This window comes from Bacillus sp. RB3 (assembly GCF_030164735.1).
In the GTDB taxonomy this organism is placed as follows: domain Bacteria; phylum Bacillota; class Bacilli; order Bacillales; family Bacillaceae_G; genus Bacillus_A; species Bacillus_A cereus.
On sequence record NZ_JASNGE010000018.1, the window covers coordinates 10,212 to 33,418 of the forward strand.

The following is a 23,207-nucleotide window of genomic DNA, read 5'->3' on the forward strand; positions in this document are numbered from 1 at the left end:
TAGATTTACAAATTGCAGAATATGTACATATAGTTGTAACTGTAAATATTATCCGTTTTTAAATATTTATAAAAGGAGAAATTCATATGAAAGAAATACAAAAGAAATATGAAATTGTAGAAGAATTGGATGCAACAGTAGGTCAAGAAGCATTATGGATAGCTCATCAAATGGAAATAGAAAAAGGAATGAACAATGAACCGATTATAATAAAGTTAAAAGGAAATCTTCAAATAGAGGTTTTAAAGAAAACGCTTACCACGATAGTGCAATCACATCCGGCGCTACGTACAATATTTAAGAAGAGGGATGAAAAAATAAAGCAATTAATTCAAAGGAATGTAGAATTTGATATACCAATTAAGGACTTAACTGCTTTTAAAAACACAGAACAAAAATCTATTTTTAAAAATTTCTTAGAATCTATAGTGAATGAGAAATTTAGTTTAGAGGAGGGGCCTTTGTTTAAATTCCACATCATTAAATTCAGTGAAGATACATTTATTTTACATTTAATGTTTCATCACATTATTTACGATGGATGGAGTTTAGGAGTTTTCATCCGACAATTATCCAATACGTATGGTGAATTACTTCAAGGGAAGACGAATGTAGAATTTGAATCTCCTTATAAGAACCTCGTAGAGTATGAGGAGGGTTTTATTGATAGTGCAATATATAAAGATGGATCATCGTATTGGAAAGATTATTTACAAGGTGAATTAACTCCTACAGATTTTCCTATTGATTTTAATAAAATGAATGAAAAAAGATATACAGATAAAAATATAAGTAAGAATATTAATTCGGATTTATTTTATCAAATACAATGTTTTGCTAAAAAAAATAATATAAGTATTTATCGAGTAATGTTAAGTACTTATTGTACCTTGCTTCATCAAATGACAAATGCTGAAGAGATAATTGTTGGTATTCCAATTAATACTAGACCACATACAGAAGAACGAAATACTTTTGGTTATTTTGTTAATACAGTACCTATACGTATAACAATAGAAAAGGGAGAGACATTTAAGGGAATACTTAATAAAGTGAATAAATCTATTCATCTAGCTATTACGTATAAACATAATCCTTATTCACATATAGTAAAGGATTTAAATCTAAATACAAATCATAATATGGTATATTCCACAGCATTTAATACGATGAAGATACCAGAATTAAAAATTCCTGATATTGAGTCAACAGTTTTAACAGATTGTAAAAGAGTAAATCCTTTTAATATGACCTGGAGAATAATGAGATATGAAGGGGAAACAGAGAATAAAATTGAGGTTGACTATAACTCAGCATTATATAAAACAGAGAGTATTAGTGATTTAGTCGAAAGATATATATATTTGTTACAAAAACTAATGAAGAATGTGAACGAACCTATCCATTCATTGGATTTACTTTTAGAGAAAGATCATCGTCTATACAAAGAAATGAACTCAAATGCTCTTACATATCCTCATTCAAAAACACTAGATCAATTAATCGATCTACAATCATTAAAATCGCCAAATCAAATAGCGATTTCAATGGGAGATAAATCCATTACCTATTATGAATTGCAGCAAAGGTCAAATCAAATAGCGAATTATTTATGTGAAAATGATTTGAAAAAGGGACAACGTGTAAGTATTACAATGGAGAGAGAGATTGATACCATTGTATGGATTCTAGGCATCTTAAAATCAGGTGGAGTTTATGTACCAATTGATCCAAAGTTTCCTGAAAAAAGAATAGAATACATCTTAAAAGATAGCGAAAGTCAAATGATTATTACGAAGAAAGAATACAGGGGATTGGTTGAACGGTTTGCGATTCATACAATTTATCTAGAAGATTTTCATTACGCTAATTCTATAGAAAATATTGCGTCTACACATACCATAGAAGATGCAGCTTATATTATCTACACGTCAGGTTCAACAGGTTTGCCAAAAGGAGTCGTTGTACCACATAAAGGCGTAGTTAATTTAGCATATTCAGTAATCAATACATTTCATTTAGGAAAAGAAGATGTGTTTTTACAATTTGCAACGATCATTTTTGACGCCTCCATTATGGAAATATTTCCGATTTTGCTATGTGGAGGAAGAATGCATTTAATTTCTGAAATCGAAAAACGTTCAGCAGAGGAATTTATAAATGTAATTCAAAAGAATGGTATTACAAATGTGGTTTTACCAACTGCGTTTTTTAAATTAATAGCTGATATGCCAAAAGAAATGTTACTTAAATTAAATTCTGTAAAACGTGTATTTGTAGGAGGGGAAACTTTACCTGCTGAATCAGTTCGTAAATGGCAAAGTAAACTAGGGTTAAAGATTCCAGTTCTTAATGCATATGGTCCTACTGAAACTACTGTATGTGCAACCATGTATGAAGTAAATGGTGAGATACAAAAAGAAATCTCTAATATCCCAATAGGTAAACCAATTGCTAATAGTGAAGTTTTCGTGGTTAGTCCGTTCAATACATTATGTCCGTCAGGTGTAGTAGGTGAGTTATTTATTGGCGGTGATGGAGTTGCCAACGGATATTTAAATCAAAAGGAAAAAACAAAAGAGGCATTTATTTCTTTCGATAAATCCTATAATCATGATAAAAAGATGTATTGTACTGGAGATTTAGTACGTCTTTTACCGAATGGAAATTTGGAATTTATCGGAAGGAAAGATAATCAAGTGAAAATACGTGGGTATCGAATTGAGCTTGATGAAATCGAAGGAACATTATTTAAACATCCAGAGGTGAGAGATGCTGTAGTATTTACTTACCAAAACGATAAAATCGTTAGTTTTTATTTATCAAAAGACAATAGAGAACTAAAACAAGAGGAATTAAAAACATTCTTAAGTGAAAGTTTACCAGATTTTATGATGCCCAATTATATATTTCATCTTAAAAGTTTTCCTGTATCGCCAAGCGGGAAACTAGATAGAAAAAAATTAGAATTACAAATCCCATCTTTACTTGAAAACATGCAGAAGCAATATGTACCACCGATAAGTGAAACGGAAAAAAGGTTAGCAAAAACATGGGCAGAGATTTTAAATTTAGGGAAATATAGAATCAGCAGAGAGGATGACTTTTTTGGACTTGGGGGACATTCATTAATTGCTGTGCAAGTGTTAAATCAAATCCAAAAAGAGTTTCATCTAAAAATTGAAATTAGAGATATTTTTGAGCATACAACGATTGCTAGTCTATCTGCTTACATCGATAAATTAATGGCAGTAAATCATGATAGGGAAGAACAGGAGATGCAAGTATTAAAAGTCGCAGATAAGGAAAGTTATCAGTTATCAAGTGCTCAAAAAAGAATCTGGTTTTTAAATAAGTATAACGCCATTAATAGAGTATATGATACACCACTACACATATATATTGAGCCGAGTTTAAATAAGGATATTCTACAAGACACCATAAGATTTTTAGTTGAACGACACGAGATGCTACGAACAGTGTTTATTGAAAGAAATGGGGAGCCTAGACAAGTCATTTTAAACTCAATTGCGATTGACTTGATTCACGATGAGATTGAACACATGTCTAAAAAAGAACAACAAGAATATATACGTACAACAATAAATCAAACGGATCATACACCATTTGATTTAGAAAAGGGCCCTCTTTTTAGAATTAGAATTTTTAATCTGAATAAGAAAAAGTCTTATTTATATATCAATTTACATCACATTATTACAGATGAGTGGAGTGTAAGGAATTTATTAGATGAATTAATGAGGGTATATAGTGCCTTTGCTAAACGTAGAAATCCTGAGTTGCCAACTATTTCTAATCGATATGTAGATTATGCTGAGTGGGAACAGGAGCAGTTAAATTTAGGTCGGTGGGATACGGAAAAATCTTATTGGATGGCTGAACTTTCAGCACCTCTTCCTATACTAAATCTTCCTTTAGATTTTAGTAGGAATCGTCAAAGTACAAATAAGGGTACAGTATTTGAAATGAAGTTAGATAATAAAATGAAAGAGTCTTTGAAACAAGTATGTGAACAAGAGAATGTTTCTATGTATATGCTATTTTTAGCAGCGTATATTCAATTGTTACATTATCTAACAGATCAAAAAGATATTATTGTAGGTACACCGGTTGTTGGAAGGAATCATCAAGAATTTGAACAAATACAAGGATTTTTTGTAAATACCCTAGCAATTAGAACACAATTAAATGATGTGAAAAATTTAACACAGCTATTACAAGTAGTGAGAGAAAAATGTTTGAATTCTTTCCAAAACCAATCATATCCATTTGATAAAGTAATTGAACAAATAAATCCTGATAGAAGCTTTGGAAATAACCCGATCTTTTCTACTATGTTTAGTTATCAGAAAGATATTCTGCAGCAACATGATGCGTATAAGCTTCAGTTGTTACCTAATAAACAAGATATTAGTAAATTTGACATTTCTTTAGCTGTTGAAGAAGGATTGGATTATGTAGGGATTTCATTTGAGTATGATATTAATCTTTTCAAGGAAGAGTCAATTAATAGGTTTACTCAAAATCTACTTACTATACTGGACGCCTTTATTCATCAACGAACAGTAGCATATGAAAATCTTTCATTCCTATCACAGGAAGAAGAATCTATATATAAAAAGGTAAATCATACAGAAAGACCATATCCTTATTTTCAAAATATACAGGAGCAATTCCATATGCAAGTAGATAGACAACCCGATCGGATTGCTATAGCGACTGCAACGGAATCTTTAACATATAGACAATTAAATATGAGCTCTAATCAAGTAGCACAACATTTACTCGAAAAAGGTATAAAAAGAGGTGATAAGGTAGCCATATTTTTAGATAGAAGTATGAATAGTATCGTTTCTATGCTTGGAATATTAAAAGCCGGTGCTGCCTATATACCAATCGATGTAAAATACCCTGAGGATAGAATAAATTATATAGTTCGTGACAGTGAGGCATGTAGAATTATAACGAGTAACAAATTCAAAAGTCATTTGAATGTAAGTGATTATAAGGTTTCAATAATAGAGGATATATATCGTACGACTATAAATGATGATGTGAAAATTTTAAATAAACCAGATGACTTGGCATATGTAATTTATACTTCAGGCTCAACAGGAAAACCAAAAGGTACATTATTAACGCATAAAGGAGTATTAAATTTAGTTGAATGGAGAAATGAAGTATTTCAGATCTCTCCAAATGATAAAGTAACACAGTTTTATTCCCATAGTTTTGATTCTTCAGTATCAGAAATTTTTTCTACCTTGTTAAATGGGGCAGAACTATATGTATTAAGTGATGAACAGCGCTATTCAACTGTCGCATATGCTCAAGCCATTCAAGAAATTCAAGCAACTATTTCTGACTTACCAACAGTATTTTTCAATGAATTATCGACTTCATTAACGAAACTGGATAGCGAAAAGATACGTTCTTTAAGATTTATAATAATGGGAGGGGAAGCTGCATCAACAAATGCCATTAGAAGTTGGCAAAATACTTTTAAAAACCAAGTACAGCTGGTAAATGAGTATGGCCCTACTGAAGCAACCGTTTCAACAATGTATTATTTCATACCAGCTTTAGAAGGCGACAATAATCTTTTAGGAAGCATACCAATTGGTATTCCTATTTCTAATACAAAGGTTCATATCTTGAATTCATATATGCAACATTGTCCGGTAGGGAGCATGGGCGAATTATATATTGAGAGTTTAGGATTGGCCCAAGGGTATTGGAAGCAGGAAGAAAAAACAAAACAGGCATTTATTTCAAACCCATTTTCAGAAGACAATAGTAAAAGATTATATCGAACAGGTGATTTAGCAAGGTGGTTACCAAATGGAAATATAGAATTTATGGGGAGAAAAGATAAGCAGGTTAAAATTAGAGGGCACAGAATTGAATTAGGTGAAATAGAAGATGCAATGTTACAACTTGAGGGGATAAGTCAGGCTGTAGTAACACAAACGGAAGATGGAATGTTACTGCAAGCTTATTATAAAACAGTGGACGGTATAGGGATAGAGAAAAATAAGTTAGCTTTACATTTATCAAATGTATTGCCAGAATATATGGTCCCTAAATATTACTCTCATGTGTTAGAAATACCAATAACGGCGAACGGTAAAATTGATTTTGAAAAGCTGCCAAAAATAGAGTTTGGTTATGAGCAAAAAGATGAGTGTAAACTTAAACCTCAAACTAAAGTGCAAAAAGACATTGCAAAGGTATGGTCTGAAGTTCTAAACGTAAAATCTATAGGGTTAAAAGATGATTTCTTTAATTTGGGTGGACATTCTTTAAAAGTTATGCCGGCATTAGTCAAATTAAAACCGTTATACCCTAACTTGAAAATTCAAGATTTCTTTAAGTATAGAACAATAGAAAAATTAGCCTCTCATATTGAAGAGATGGAAGATATGTCGTTCAAGAAAGAGAAAAATATGAATGTAGCATGTATGGAAAATGAAACGAAAACGACTCCTGTTTATGAAACAACTAAATTAGAAGAATGTGAGTTAGATATGGTGAATTATCCAAAAGCAGTTTTCCTTACAGGGGCAACAGGATATTTAGGAGCACATATTTTAGAAAGGTTATTACAGTTGCCATCTACGACTATTTACTGTTTAGTAAGAAAAAATGAGGATCAAGTAATTGGTGCAAAGTTAAAAGAAAGAATGGAGTTTTATTTCGGTAAAGAAATCCTCCAAAAGTTGAAGGAGAGAGTAGAATTAATTGAAGGGGATTTATCTTTGATGAATCTAGGTCTAGATTCAAAGCAATTGGACCATTTAAAGAATAGGGTAGAGTCAATCATACATTGTGGTGGAGAAGTTAGACACTATGGAGAACGTGAGCATTTTCAAAAGGTAAATGTTCAGTCTACAAAATACTTATTGGAATTAGCTAAGAACACAAATGCACGTTTTCATTATATATCGACTTTAAGTGTAGTAGGTCAGGCTGAAAGCGATCCAAAAGAATTTGAATTCTTTGAGTCTAATTTTGATAGAGGGCAAAATTTGGATAATCTGTACCTAGAAAGTAAGTTTCAAGGCGAGAAAATGGTCAGAGAAGCAATGGAAAAAGGAGTTCGTGCCACGATATACCGTGTGGGGAATTTAGTGGGTAACTCTAAAACGGGTAAATTTCAATACAATATTAATGAAAACGCATTTTATAGATTATTAAAAGGGATATGCCTATCTAGCATAGCTCCTGATGTCAATACGTATGTAGATTTAACGCCTGTAGACTATGGAAGTTTAGCTATTACTGAATTATCTTATAAGGCCAATACAGTAAATAAAACCATGCATATTTGTAATCCAAATCAGCTTAAATGGGATCAATTTATTAATTGTTTACAAGCTTTTGGGTACGAGATCCTGTTAATGAAACAAGAGAAGTATATAGAGAAGTTTTTTAATACGAATCTAACTACTGATGAACAGAAAGCTTTAGAGCTCATAATGCCTTTATTAGAATCTGTAGAAGAGCTATCAGTAGCTATACCATCTTGTTTATACACGCAAGGATATTTGAAGAACATACATTGTTTAGAGCCAAATCAAGAGTATATTAATTTGTTATTAAATTATGCTATGAGTATAGAGTATTTACCATTAATTAAAGAACCAATACTGTTGTAGTATACTCTATCTATTTTGAGCAAAAGAAGGGTTTCACTTCGAAACTTTTTATTTAAAAATCTTAATTATTTGAGTACAAAAAATAAAAGATTGTATAGCGGAGAAGTAATAATGAAAAAGAACCTGTTTTCTATGGAAAACAGGTTCTTTTTTTGGGGTAAAGATAATTTAGGGATACGGAAGAAATCCTTCCCAGTATGATTGGGATCGCACTATCAAGAATATAAATATGCAATTATGCATATTTATATTGAATATTTTTAATAACATTAAAATCTAATATATAATTAAAAAGTTTTTAATGAATTGATAAGGAGATGCGAGTATGAAGAAAGTCATAGGACTTATTGTATCATTATTTTTATTATTTTCTACCTATGCACCAACATTTACAGCAGCAGCCGAAGTCTTAAATAAAGTAGGCTGGGTGAAGGAGAAAGAGAATTGGTATTATTATGAAAAAGATGGCAGTAAAAGAACAGAAACAATCACATTAGATGGAATAGAATATGAATTCTTCAAAGATGGTAGGTTGTTTGAAGGGAAAAAACAAGTCGGAAATGAATGGCTTCATTATAAAGAACCTGGAAAATTACAAACCGGATGGAGTTTTTCAGGAACAGCTTGGAGTTATATACGTGATGGGAAATATGCAACAGGTGTTATTACCTATCAAGGGAAACAATTTGAAATTAATAAATATGGGGAAATGGAAAAAGGATGGATTACATTACGTTCTAAAATTAAAAGAATGTATCCTAAACCAGAAACAAAATTTTTATTGGAATCAAAGCCTGTAAAAGACGGAGATATATTAGAGGTTATTGGTAAACAAGGTATTTGGTATCAAGTAAAATACCAAGGAGAAATAGGGTATGTAAGAATATTTGAATCCGTAGTCATAGGAGAAAATCCCACACGTTCTTGGGATGTTGTAAAAGAAGGAACAAGCCTCACGCGATTTATACTAACGGAGTATAAAAAAGATCCAGAAAAATACTTTCCTCCAAATGTAATTAAAAACCAGGAGAAAGAAATTCACGAGTTAATTGAGAACGTAAATAATGTGTATTATGATTTCCAACAATTAAAATCTATGTTGTTATTTGATAATGCAAAAGGATGGGTGCAAGAAGAGGGGAAATGGACGTATTATTTAAAAAATGGAAGTCGTGTAACAGGCCTTCAGACTATTGATAATAAACAATACTATTTTGGACCTGATGGCTTTATGCAAACCGGTTGGGTTGATATAGGTGGCGCGAAATATTATGCGAATAAATCCGGTGCGTTACAAAAAGGTATTCAGTATATTGATGGTAAAATGCATTATTTTGATAAAAGTGGTATCTTATCCCGAGGTATGCAACAAGTAGATGGAAAACCGTACTACTTTAGTTATGAAAGTGAACCAAAAAGTGGTTGGATGAAATTAGAATATGATTGGTATCTGTTACATCCAAATGGTGCCTTACAAACAGGAGATTTTACCTATAAAGACAAGGTTTTCTCTTTTAATAATGATGGAGAAATGATAAAAGGTTGGATCACGTTAGAATCTCTTGTAAAAAAAGTATATCCAGAACCAGACTTAAAGAAAGTTTTACGAGCAAAGCGAGTAAATACTGGAGAATTAATAGAAGTAACAGGAAAAGTTGGTTCTTGGTATGAAGTAAAATATAAAGGTGAAAAAGGGTATGTACGTATCCATGATGCCATTATTTTTGACCAAGAAGCAAAGACACCGTTATCTTTATTAAATGGTAAATTGAAAATTTTTGAAGGTGTTTTTAAATACATCAAAAGTGACGAGCCTTTACTCAATAATACATTAAAAACTCTACAAGATTTAGAAAATAGTACCACTGATTCAATTGAATTGATGAATAATGTTGCAAAAGACGCTGAAGATGCGAAACATGACCTAGAAGAACAGAAAAAACAAATACTAGAATTTGATCAAAAAATGAAAGTCCTGGGAAAAAAAATTAAGAATGACTGGGACCACTTAACAAAAGAAGAGATGCGACAACTGATAGAAATGTTTCAGGCTGATGCAAAAAGAGCTGGAATTTATGGTGATGATCTTGGACAATATGCAGAAGACCGAGCAAAGCATTTTTCAGAATTAATCCTTAGAGGGTCTAAGGAAATGCTTCGATTCCAGCAAGAAGTGGTAAAATCTCTTGATCAAATGGTAGAGTTTAATAATCAAATTTATGCAGTCATCATGGAAGATACACAAAACGTATTAAAGTTCCAGGATCAATTTAATGTGTATTTAAAACAAACTACAGATGCGTTTCATGAATTAGCAGAGAGTCATAAGCGTATTCAGCAAGTATTACACGACAATGGTACATTTGAGGATTTAGGAAACATTGCAACAAGTACGATTCGATTAAAACACTCTATAGATGCGGCGAAACCTGGGATGGAGGAACTTGTACAAGTAACAAGAAAAAATGTTCCAGTTATAGCAAAAGATTTACAAGCATTTCAAGAAAGAGTACCAGGTATCTATAATGATGTTAATACAGGATTAGACTTTGGAAATGCGTTTATGGGAACAGCTTCAAAAATTGCCCAACATAAGTATAATATCCCTGCAGCGGCAGCTAACATTGGGAATATTAATTTGAATAACGCATTGCGTGATTTAGGTGGAGATCCATCTCGTATTTATAATCGTGCGAATGATGGGGATTTATCATTCGTATTGGGTATTACACCAATAATTGGTACAGGAAAAGAAATTGGACAACTTATCAAAGGTGAAGACTTAGTAACAGGTCAAAAATACGGTCCAGACGATTATGCATGGGGCACATTGGCCGTCGTATCTGGTGGTACAACACGGGTTATCGGTAAAGTTGTAGGGAAGATTGGTGACCTTGAAAAGAAAGGTAAAGCATTAGAGGCGGCTGCAAAGTACACAAATGCTTTTGGTAAAATAAATGCTCGAAATATACCCAATATGTCTAAAAAAGAAATACTAGAAAAACTTCCTGAAGGATGGAAATACACAGAGAATAATGGGTTTGTTCATGTTCGAGATGGTAATGGTACAATAAGGATGAGAATAGATCCACCAGATAAAGTAACAAAATATGATCATGTACATTTATATGATGAGAATAAAAATCCATTAGATGTAAATGGGAGTATAGTAGATGCTAAAAGTCCAGATGCTCATATTCCATATAAAAAGTAAGAATTGAGGTCGAAAATGAACGTACAGAGAATACAAGCAGAATTTGAAAAGTTACACTATTGTGATGCATGGGTTACTAAATTAGTATGCGACTATTTTGGTGATGAGGTACACCTAACTTATAAGGATGAAAATGAGGACGTAGATTTTCAATTTAGCGGTTGCTATAGAATAGATTTCAAACATAGCATGGGATATGTAAAAGAAAAGCCAATAAAAACATTTACATATGAACAGTTACCATATTTTCTTCATGATATTGAAATCGGTGAAGTAGAAAAAGAGGGCTTGAAATTATATACCTGTAATATAATTATGCCTCCTATGGAATTAGAAATATGGTGTAAGGATATAAAAATTGAAAGATAAGTATTTGCAGAAGAAAAAATGCTAAGTAAATTCTATATTGTTGTAAAATAATTAAACGGACCTTAGATAAACATAAAACTGTGGAAATATTTAATTCCTGCGGTTTATATTATATCAATTTGATTTTCTTTCATATTGATTCTTTATATCTCAACTCGTTTCTGTACCTCTACAATATTATGAATTTCTTTTTAAACGCTATGCTTGTTATTATCAAGCATTTGATGTGGGGACAGGTGAAACGGTTGAATTTTAAGTTTAAAGATAAAAATAAATAAGGGGAATATGTTATGAAAGTAACTTGTTTATATAATACCGGCAATGCCCTATCTAAGATAACAGAGGAAACATTTAATTTAACCATTGAAAAAGAGTATATTGTTTATGGAATATGTAAATTACAAAGTGGTGAGTTAACATATTTAATCTTAGGAGAACGTGAAAATATGCCATCATGGTATCCAGCAGAATTATTTAAAATATCCGATGCGTTACAACCTTTAGAATGGTATTGTGCAGAACACAAACAGGTTAAAGATACAACTATAGATTATATATGGGGATATAAGGAGTTAGCCTTGGATGATACACATGCTCTGGGGTTAATAGAAAGAGAAAATAAAGATATGGAACTATTTTTAAAGCGTAAAGCTGAGATTGACGAATTTGAGGAATTGTATAAATAAATTAAATTTATTTATGAAAAACGTAGGAATTAAATATTCCTACGTTTTTTGTTTATAACATTTAAATACCTAATTTTTACAAAGGTTAAAGGATCCAATGGAAAATTTTTAATTTATCCTGCATAAGCAGAATCGTTTCTGTAATTCTACTTAATAGAATACTCACCTGTATAGCATCATTATTGAGTCCTGATTCCATGAGATTGAAGTTAAGATATATTGAAAAGATCTTATTGAGATTTCTTGTCAATTTCTCATTAGTTTTCAGTTTATTCGGAAATTTAGTGGTTTTAATTTTACAGTTTCGTGAAATAGTGGGTTTGAAGATAATATAAAGTGTCTGTAGGACAATAGTTATGGGTATAAGATAAAAATATTGTATGTACATATCAAAACATGAACGGAAGGATAAACAGTACTGTAGCATATGAACTTATTTGGTCTGTCTTAGGAGTCGTACAATGCAAAATTGTAAGTCAGCAATCCTAGAGATAAGTTTGCCTTCGGTAGGAAGCGTTCCACTAACGATGTTCATCCTCAATATTTTCTTAAAACGTTTGAAGGAATTTAGTTTATGTATATAACTTTATGAAGAATATTAAATCTGTAGCATATGTTATTCCTCTGGAATGGATTCACTTATAGATCCTCATCTAAATTAAAAAACTTCACATATAATTTTATTTATGTTTAAAGTTTAAAAGCTCACCATAGATGATTTATAGAGAATGCAATTATAAATGCAAGAAAATCTAATTTAAAATTGAAAATTCGTTCTATTTTGGTTAGATATGGAATAAATGAATTTTATTTCTCAATATTCACTGTATGTCACTTTTTTGTTTTTTTCTATATGATATTGGAAAAAGTATGCTTAATTTTATAACATAAAACCCCTACAAAATTATTACTCTACAAATTAATTTCTTAAAGAAAACTTCTTGTGAATATGTTACTAACTACATAAAGTGTAATATTAACAGAATTATTACCAAAGTATTAGGTTTTTAGAATAAAAATGATTGCTCAAAATATCATTGAAATCCAGGAATAGAAATCGTAATTAAAATTTTTTGTTTTCTGTCAGGTATGTAAATCACTTTAGCTACTTTATGGGTAATTTCATGTGTTTTTTCTTTTGCTTAAGTTTATGAAATAGGAGTATTAGCTCTAAGTATTGTAGCTAAGAGTATGTAAAGCATAGAAAATCCGAATTAAACAAAATAGGAGGAAAGTGAAAATGAAGCATCAAGATGATAGTAAAACTGGTTTGGAAATAGCGATTATTGGAATGGCAGGTAAATTTCCAGGTGCAAATGAAATAAACCAATTCTGGGATAACCTAAAAAATGGTGTTGATTCAATTTCTACATTTACTGAAGATGAGTTAATTAAAGAAGGTGTTAATTTAGATGTTTTACAACATCCTAATTTTGTGAAAGCAAAAGGGTATTTGGAGGAAGTAGAATATTTTGATGAATCCTTTTTTGCTTATACACCTAGAGAAGCGAAAATAATGGATCCCCAAATCCGTATGTTACAGGAAACAACATGGGAAGCATTAGAGATGGCAGGTTATAATCCATTTGATTATGAAGGATTAATAGGGTTATACGTAGGAGCATCTACTAATTTTAATTGGATGAAGCACACGCCATTATTAAACAGTGATAGTGTGGTTGAGTTTTCAGAGGCAGGTACTCTTTCCTATAAAGATGCAATTTCAACGCTTACATCCTATAAGCTGGGACTTAAGGGACCGAGTTTTACATTATATACAGCATGCTCTACATCTCTTTTGAGCATTCATCTTGCATGTAGATCATTGTTAACTGGAGAATGCTCTATTGCAGCTGCAGGTGGAGTATCTATAACGTATCCTAAAAAGAATGGTTATAAATACCATGAAGGAATGACAAGTTCACCGGATGGCAAAGTACGTACTTTTGATGCAGAAGCCCAGGGTGCAGTTTTTAGTGATGGTGTAGGTATGGTAATACTAAAGAGATTAGAAGATGCGATTGCTGATGGGGATACAATCTATGGTGTAATTAAGGGATCAGCAGCAAATAATGATGGAGGTCGAAAAGTAGGCTATACTGCACCGAGTGTTGAGGGACAGGCTGAAGTAATTCAAGCAGCTCATAGTTTTGCTGAAGTTGATCCTTCTACTATTAGTTATATAGAAACGCATGGGACGGCAACGCCATTAGGGGACTCTATTGAAGTAGAGGCACTAAAGAGAGCGTTTCAAGATGTGGACAAGAAATCTTTTTGTGCAATTGGTTCTGTTAAGAGTAATGTAGGTCATTTAGATACAGCTGCAGGGGTGACCGGACTTATAAAGACAGTTTTATCTATGAGACATAAACAACTCCCGCCAACTTTAAATGTGAAGCGCCCTAACTCGAAAATTGATTTTATAGATAGCCCATTTTATATCAATACTGATTTGGTAAATTGGCAAAGTGAAGATAATGATCTTCTTCGAGCAGGTGTGAGTGCTTTCGGATATGGTGGAACTAACGTTCATATTGTATTAGAAGAAGCGCCTAAAGTTAAAAGTTCTGCTTCTACTAGAGAAAAAAAGTTAATGGTTCTTTCTGCTAGATCAAAAGAAGCTTTAAATAATGCTACAGTAAATATGGTTCAATATCTGGAATCTAATAAAAATGTTGAATTAGCAGATGTAGCATACACATTGCAAACTGGCCGTCGACCATTTCCGTATAGAAGAGCGGTCTTATGTAAGGATATAGATAGCGCTATAGACAATTTAAAAACAGTTAAAGATTTTCACGTAAAAACGCAAGAAAATCCAGATTTGGTATTTGTGTTACCTAGCGAATACTCATCAATTATTGAGAATGTAAAAGAACTATACCAAAAGGAACCATTATTCTTACAAGTATTTGAGCGTAATATGACTGATGCCCAAATGTATACTGGAAAGGCATTGAAAGAAGCATTCTTTAAAGGAACAGATGATAGCTTGGTTGAAGATTTAACCTTTTTCGTCTGCTTGCAATCGATTATTGATGTATTAATTGAATGTGATGTACGTCCTTCTAACATTATTGGTACAGGCTTAGCTGGAATGGTTTCAGATATTTATAATAAATCTCTTAAGCCAGAAGATGTCCTGAATCCATTAGTTGAGAACTATATAGAGTTACAGACAGAATGGAAGCATGGAGAAAAAGTAGAACTTCTAACACAAGTTAAGGATGTAGATCCTAATTTTGTGATTGTACATATTGGAGAGTTATTAAATTCTGAAATTAATAATAATCAGATTATTTTACAGAACGACTTGTTAGAGGTATTGGGACAAGCGTGGGAGTTAGGGGTAGAAATTAATTGGAGTAAACTGTATGAAGAGGAATATAGATTACGTATTGCCTTACCAACTTATCCTTTTGAGAAAAAACGATATTGGATAGATCCAGCAGAACAGCAAAATATAACTAATAGTGAAGAAACATCGATAAAGAAACGTTCTAATATAGCTGAGTGGTTCTATACTCCAGGTTGGACGGAAAAAGAAATTGTAGATGTAACTAAAGGATCTACTAAAAGTTGGTTGTTATTTTTAGACAACGAGCATATAGGCTTAGCTCTTAAAGAAAAACTTGAAAGAGATGGACATCGTGTTATAACAGTCGGTGTGGGTCCTTCATATAAAAAGATTAGTTTAAATGAATTTACAATATGCCCTACTGAACAAGAAGATTATTATCAGTTATTTAATGAGCTACAAAAACAAGAGTGTTTACCAGAGGAGATTGTTCATCTATGGAATGTGGATAATAAGGATTTAGGTATCGAGACCTTAGATACTGGATTCTATTCATTAATATCACTTGCAAAGACAATTAGTAAATTTAATTTACTTTATCCTATCAATATAAATGTTATGACGAATAATATGCAAAAGGTAGTAGGAGACGAGTCTATTATTGCAGAAAAATCTACTCTTTTGGCTCCTATAAAAGTATTTCCGCAAGAGTATCCAAATATTAGATGCCGTAGTGTAGATTTTATGTTGTCTGATAATGAAGAAGCATTAATATCAAACTTATATTCTGAGATTCAAACGGACATTATTGACACTGTAATAGCAATTCGAAATAACACTCGTTACATTCGAATCTATGAGCCTATACCTGATGAAAAAGTAAGTGAAATGCTAGTAATAAATGAAAATGAATCAGCTTCAAAAATTCCGAATATTCGATCGGAAGGAGTTTATTTAATTACTGGTGGAATGGGAGGAGTAGGCCTTAAATTAGCAGAATATTTGGCGCGTACAGTAAAGGCTAAACTAATATTAGTTAGTAGAACAGCTCTTCCTGATCGTGAAGAATGGGATCAAATTCTTCAATCACAGATTGAAAATGAACAATTATGTCAACGTATTAACCATATTCAGAAGTTGGAGTCATTGGGAGCAAAAGTAATGACAGCCGTTGCAGATGTAGCTGATGAAGAGCAGATGAGAAACGTGATTCATCAGGCTGAGGCTAATTTTGGTCACATAAATGGGGTAATTCATGCAGCAGGTGTCTTACGTGTTAAATCAGCTCAGTGTCCAATGGAAAAGATAAGTAGGATTGAATGTGAAGAGCAATTTCTTCCTAAAGTACATGGTGTGCTAGTTCTTGATAAGTTATTTGGTAATTATGATCTTGATTTTTGTTATCTTGTTTCATCACTTTCACCTATTTTGGGTGGATTAGGATTTGTAGCCTATTCAGCAGCAAACCTTTACTTAGATAGTTTTTCAGACAAAGTGAGTAATACATCTAATAATCGATGGACTAGTATTAACTGGGGAGATTGGCAGTACACGGGAACTGAACAGGTTAATAAAATATTCAATGCTCACAGTATAGAAGCACTTGAAATGACATCTGAGGAAGGACAAAAAACATTCCAATGTGTGCTTGGTTTAAGTGGTTTAAATCAGGTAATTATTTCTTCAGGAGATTTAAATAAACGTTTTGATCAATGGATCAATTTGAATTCTCGCAAACGAATTTCTGAATTGGAAACTCAAACGAAAACGGGAGATAAGTTCAGAAATCAAGATGAAGTAGAGGAAATAATTATAGGGATTTGGAAAGATTTTTACAGTGTTGATACTGTAAATGTAAATGAAAATTTCTTTGATCTTGGTGCAACTTCACTTCATATAATTCAAATTCATGAGAGATTAATTAATAGATTAGAAAAACATATTTCAATTGGAGTTATGTTTGAGTATCCAAGTATTCGTTCTTTAGCGAAATACTTAAGTGGAGATAAACAAAAGAATCAAGTTAAACATACAAAACGATTTAATCGAAAAACGAAAGAAGATAACGATATTGCAATTATAGGAATAGATGGACGTTTTCCTGGAGCACAGAATGTAAATGAATTCTGGAATAATATAAAGTCTGGTACAGAGTCTATTCAATTTTTTACAGATGAAGAGTTAATTGAATCTGGTGTAAATCCTATGGAAGTAAAAAGCCCTAATTATGTTAAAGCGAAAGGGTATTTAGAGGGAACTGATAATTTTGATGCTCCATTCTTTGATTATACACCTCAAGATGCATCGTTAATGGATCCGCAACTACGAGTATTTCATGAATGTGCGTGGTCTGCCCTTGAACATGCTGGATATAATATCGAGACATACCCGGGCCTAATTGGTGTATATAGTGGGGCATCTCCTAACTTATATTGGCAAGTGTTATCTACTCTTTCAGAGGCAAATGAACCAGCTGGGCAATTTTTAATTTCATTACTTAACGACAAAGACTCGCTTAGTACTCAAATTTCTTACAAATTTAACCTTAAAGGACCAAGTATGAATATCTTTACGGGATGTTCAACATCATTGGTGGCTATTCATAATGCATGCCAAGCATTATTACAGGGGCATTGTGATATTGCTATAGCTGGGGGAATTACATTAACTCAACCTGAAAAAGCAGGTTATACCTACCAAGAAGGAATGCTATTTTCTTCAGATGGTCATTGTCGTCCTTTTGATGAAAATGCAAATGGAATGCTTTTTGGAGACGGTGTTGGGATTGTTGTTCTGAAGCCTTTACAGGAAGCTATAAATGATGGGGATACTATACATGCAGTAATAAAAGGAACGGCGATTAATAATGATGGGAATCGGAAAATTGGTTACACTGCACCTAGTGTAGAGGGCCAAGTAGAAGTTATTAAAATGGCGCAACATGAAGCAAATGTAGAACCTGAGTCCATTTCCTATATTGAAACACACGGAACTGCTACTAAACTAGGAGATACCATTGAGATCAAGGCGCTTAGTGAAGTGTTTAACTCTAATGAAAAACAATCTGTACCAATTGGATCTGTTAAAGCAAATGTAGGCCATCTAAATGCAGCGTCTGGTGTTGCTGGTCTAATTAAAACGGTCTTTGCGATGAAAGATCAGGTTCTTCCGCCAAGTGTGAATTTTACAAAACCAAACACGCAAATTGGATTTGAAAAGACACCTTTTTATGTAAATCAACAATTAAATGAGTGGAAAGAGGATAATAAACCATTACGTGCAGGTGTTAGTTCATTTGGTATTGGTGGTACAAATGCACATATTATTTTGGAGGAGGCACCAAAGCTTGAAGCAACCTCAAATAGTAGACCATACCAGATGTTAATGATTTCGGCAAAATCGAAAGATGCTTTGGATCGTATGACTTTGAATTTAGGAAATCACCTTGGAGAGAATCCTCATGTGAATTTGGCAGACGCTAGTTATACATTGCAAATTGGACGTAAGGAATTCAAGCATAGGAGAGCTTTAGTTTGTTCCAGTACTCAAGAAGGAATTGAACTGTTAAACCAGCCAGAAGGAAGAAGAGTACAATATGTAAATGTAAAAGAGGAACATCCTAAAGTTAACTTCCTGTTTTCTGGGAATGGGTCGCAATATGTAAACATGGGGTTAGAATTATACGAACAAGAGGCAATTTTCCGTGAAGCTATGGATGAATGCTTTGCAATCCTTCAATCTGTTACGAATGTAAACATGAAAGAAGTGTTATACCCAACTACTTTGAGTATTGATGAGGCGACGGAAAAATTAAAAAGAATGGAATTTAGTCAACCAATTCTTTTCGCGTTTGAATACTCAGTTGCGAAACTATTAATGGGTTGGGGAATTAAACCTGAAGCAATGATTGGATATTCATTTGGTGAATATGTGGCTGCTTGTTTAGCAGAAGTATTTACTTTGGAAGATGCACTTAAATTGGTTGTAAAAAGAGGTCAGCTAATGAGTAGTCTTCCTGCAGGAGTAATGCTTAGCGTTCCACTTCCAGAAGAGGAATTAATTCATTTGATTAATTCTTTTGAAAAAGAATATCAACATACCATTTCTTTAGCAGTAGTTAATGGTCCAGCTTGTATAGTTTCTGGGACAGAAGAAGCAATTGTAGATTTTGAAAATGAATTAAAGAAAAAGCGTTTAATGTGTATGCGAGTAACAATAGAAGGAGCAGCACATTCACACGAACTGGATTCAATTCTGGACGAGTATGCTTCCTATGTTAGTACATTAACACTCAGAGAACCTAAAATACCTTATTTGTCAAACTTGACTGGTACTTGGATACGACCTGAAGAAGCAACAAACCCAGTTTATTGGGTAAAACACATGCGTGGAACTGTTCGATTCTCTGATGGAATTCAAGAGTTGAATAGGGACAATACAAGTCTATTCATCGAGATTGGTCCTGGAAATGATCTTAGTAGGCTTACTAGTCGCCTTTTAGATTATGAAAATGGTAATGAAAGAATATTTAATACGGTTCGATCCGTTCAACAAGATGTATCAGATATGTATTTCTTATTTAGTCACATCACTCGAATGTGGGTAACAGGTATTTCTATAGATTGGGAACAATTTTATAAAGATGAGAAGAGAAGACGTATCCCATTACCAATGTATTCTTTCAATAAAATATCTTATAAATTACAAGGTAATCCGTATGATTTAGGTCAAAAGCTTAATAGTAAGCAATCTAAAATTAGTAAGAATAACAACATTTCTGAATGGTTCTATACGCCACAATGGAAAAGTTCTACATTGTTTGAACCAAATCATGATGTGAATGAGACATGGATTGTTTTTGTAGATCAAGAAGGATTAGGTAATGAACTAGTTAAGGACTTATTAAATAAAAGGCAGAGAGTAGTTACAGTAGAACCTGGCTTTGGTTTTAATAAGGAGATTAACGATCGCTTCATTATAAATCCTGAAGAACGTACAGATTACGTTAAGTTATTGGATGAAGTACAAGAAATATGTGGTTTACCTACAAGAATAGTTCATATGTGGGGAATTACGGATGAGGAAAGACAAGCCTCAATTGAATATGTAAATTGTAAACAAAACTTAGGATTCTATTCAATTTTTTACTTAACTCAGGCACTAGGAGACAAGAATATCTCTGATTCAATCTCAATTCGAATCATTACAAATGGTGTTCAACAAGTGTTTGGTGATGAAGAATTAATTCCAGAAAAATCAACTGTACTTGGAACGTCATTAGTTGTTCCGCAAGAGTATTCTTATCTTTCTTGTTCAAGTGTTGATGTTGTTTTACCTCTAAACAAAGAATTGAAGAGTAGGCTAATAAATCAATTAGTAGAAGAATGTCTTTCAAATACGAATGATAAAATGATTGCTTATCGAGGAAATAAAAGATTTGTTCAAACTTATGAGCCTATACAACTAGAACAGCCAGCTAAAGAGAAATTGCCTTTACGAAAAAATGGAGTTTACCTTATTACAGGAGGGCTCGGAGGTATTGGTACAATTCTTGCGAAACATTTAGCTCAAACTGTACAAGCCAACTTAGTTCTTCTTACACGTACTGGTTTGCCAAATCGTGATGAGTGGGATATGCATTTGAAGGAAAATACGATGTATTCGGACAGAATTCGTAAAGTTTTAGAGATAGAAGAAACGGGATCTAAAGTTTCTGTACTTGCTGCTGATGTTACAGATCAATCACAACTATACGAAGCAATTCATAAGGCAGAACAAAAATTTGGAAAGATTAATGGTGTAATTCATGGTGCAGGTATTCTTGGTGGAAAGACTTTTAATTTAATTCAGGAACTTGAAAAAGGGGACTGTGAGGAACAATTTTCTGCAAAAGTTTATGGTCTTCTCAATTTAGAAGAATGCTTACGAAATAAAGACTTAGATTTTTGTGTTCTAATGTCTTCTATTTCAGCGGTCTTAGGTGGATTAGGGTATGTTTCATACGCTGCTTCAAATATATACATGGATGTTTTTGCACAATATATAAATCGTTATTCCAATCTGCCTTGGATAAGCGTCAATTGGAGTGATTGGAAATACTGGGAAGATGAAGAAAAAGATATGCAGATAGGTGCAAGTGTACATGAATTATCTATGACACCTGAAGAAGGAGTTCAGGCCTTTAATATAGCACTGTCATGGAAACAAGGGGAAGTACTGATTCATTCTCCAGGAGAACTGCAAGCGCGTATTGATCAATGGGTGTTATTAAATTCTTTCAATGATGAGAAGGAAGAAGAATTAGATTCTACGTTATACCATTCTAGACCACAACTCTTGACTGAATATGTAGCACCTCGCAATGAGGTAGAAGAAAAGCTTTCAAAAATTTGGAGAAATATATTTAAAGTTTCAGAAGTTGGTGTTCATGATGATCTTCTGGAACTAGGTGGAGATTCACTTAAGGCTATTACTATTGTTTCAAAAATTCATAAAGAGTTTAATGTTGAAGTTCCTATTAAAGAACTCTTTACTCTATCAAATATTGAGAAACTAGCAAATTATATTTCAAGGGCAGATAAGAGTGAATTTGATGTTATTGTTCCAGCTGAACCTAAATCTCATTATCAGCTTTCTTCAGCTCAGAAGAGATTTTATGTATTACACCGATTGTATCCAGAAAGTACAGCTTATAATGATACTTCCGTTATTCTTTTGAATGGAAAATTAAACATTGAACGTTTAGAAAAGGCGTTCACTCAATTAATTAAGCGTCATGAGATATTTAGAACTACTATTGAAATGAAAAATGATAAACCGGTACAAATTATTCATGATCATGCTGATTTCCATATTACTCAAATTGAGGGCTTTGAATCTGAAGTGGAACAAATAATTAATGAGTTTATTCGCCCATTTAATTTTAATAATGCTCCATATTTCCGTGTAGGGTTAATTAGATTGGAAGAACAAAAACATATTTTAATTATTGATTTACATCATATAGTAACCGATGGAGTTTCCTATGATATTTTCGTTAGAGATCTATTTGCGCTTTACTCTGGAGAGAAATTACCAAGCTTAAAAATACAGTATAAGGATTACTCAGAATGGCAGCAGAGTGAAAAAGAAAAAGAAATTGCTCTCAAACATGAACAGTATTGGCTAGAGCAGTTTAAAGATGGTGTACCTGTCTTGAATATGCCTACAGATTATACAAGACCTGAAATAATAGATCTGAAAGGTAGTAAAATATCCTTTACTATTGATTCAAATGTTACCAAGAAAATTAAGCGTTTATTAGCAAAAGAAGAAACAACATTATATACGCTAATGCTCTCTGTATATAATATTTTGCTAGGTAAATATACTGGCCAAGAGGATGTTGTAATTGGTTCACCAATTACTGGTCGCCCACATGCGGATTTACAAGATATTATAGGAGTATTTGTAAACATGTTAGGGATAAGGAACTATCCAAGAGCTGAACAAAGGTTTACTCAGTTCCTATTTGAAGTAAAAGAACAGGTCTTACAAGCGTTTGAACATCAAAAATGTCAATATGAGGACCTGGTTAATCAATTAGGACTTCAAGGAACGTATAATAGGAACCCACTTTTCGATGTTTCATTTGTTATGCAAAATATGGATGCAGATCATATGTTTATCGATGGTTTAGAACTAAAGACATATGATCACGACTTTAAGCGCGCACAAATGGATTTATTGCTAAGAGTGGTTGAATTGGAAGATACAATTGAACTGACTATGGAATATGCAACCTCTTTATATACTAGGGACACGGTTCAAAAGTTATGTGAGCGTTATGTTGAGATTTTTGAACAAATTGTAGATCATCCTGAAATTTTATTAAAAGATATTTCATTTAAACAAGAAATTCAAGAACTGCAACCAGTTAAGGTATCAGTAGATTTTGGGGATTTTAACTTTTAATTGATTAT

At 32.6% G+C, this 23,207-nt stretch carries 5 protein-coding genes; all 5 read left to right on the top strand.

Annotated features, from left to right (window positions below; all coding sequences use genetic code 11):
- The first annotated feature begins 86 nt into the window (after positions 1 to 86).
- The 5 genes from QO049_RS20740 (at position 87) to QO049_RS20760 (ending at position 23,199) form a co-directional block, all read left to right on the top strand.
- Complete coding sequence (locus tag QO049_RS20740; RefSeq protein ID WP_284489424.1) at positions 87 to 7,679, top strand: non-ribosomal peptide synthetase; 7,593 nt, start codon at positions 87 to 89, stop codon at positions 7,677 to 7,679.
- A gap of 325 nt (positions 7,680 to 8,004) precedes the next feature.
- Entirely contained in the window at positions 8,005 to 10,893 is a 2,889-nt protein-coding gene (locus QO049_RS20745; protein ID WP_061663544.1) for a pre-toxin TG domain-containing protein, read from the top strand.
- 15 nt (positions 10,894 to 10,908) lie between these two features.
- Positions 10,909 to 11,262: a hypothetical protein gene (locus QO049_RS20750; protein ID WP_001102753.1), complete on the top strand. Its 354-nt coding sequence runs from the start codon at positions 10,909 to 10,911 to the stop codon at positions 11,260 to 11,262.
- Between the two features lie 290 nt (positions 11,263 to 11,552).
- Positions 11,553 to 11,948 (top strand): hypothetical protein, encoded by a 396-nt coding sequence (locus tag QO049_RS20755; protein WP_000868983.1) that lies wholly within the window; start codon positions 11,553 to 11,555, stop codon positions 11,946 to 11,948.
- 1,240 nt (positions 11,949 to 13,188) lie between these two features.
- Positions 13,189 to 23,199, top strand: a complete 10,011-nt coding sequence (locus QO049_RS20760; RefSeq protein ID WP_284489425.1) for a type I polyketide synthase — start codon at positions 13,189 to 13,191, stop codon at positions 23,197 to 23,199.
- Positions 23,200 to 23,207: the final 8 nt, after the last annotated feature.

Coding starts and splice junctions, on each gene's coding strand:
- QO049_RS20740 (WP_284489424.1), top strand. CDS start 87: ATGAAAGAAATACAAAAGAAATATGAAATTGTAGAAGAATTGGATGCA.
- QO049_RS20750 (WP_001102753.1), top strand. CDS start 10,909: ATGAACGTACAGAGAATACAAGCAGAATTTGAAAAGTTACACTATTGT.
- QO049_RS20760 (WP_284489425.1), top strand. CDS start 13,189: ATGAAGCATCAAGATGATAGTAAAACTGGTTTGGAAATAGCGATTATT.
- QO049_RS20755 (WP_000868983.1), top strand. CDS start 11,553: ATGAAAGTAACTTGTTTATATAATACCGGCAATGCCCTATCTAAGATA.
- QO049_RS20745 (WP_061663544.1), top strand. CDS start 8,005: ATGAAGAAAGTCATAGGACTTATTGTATCATTATTTTTATTATTTTCT.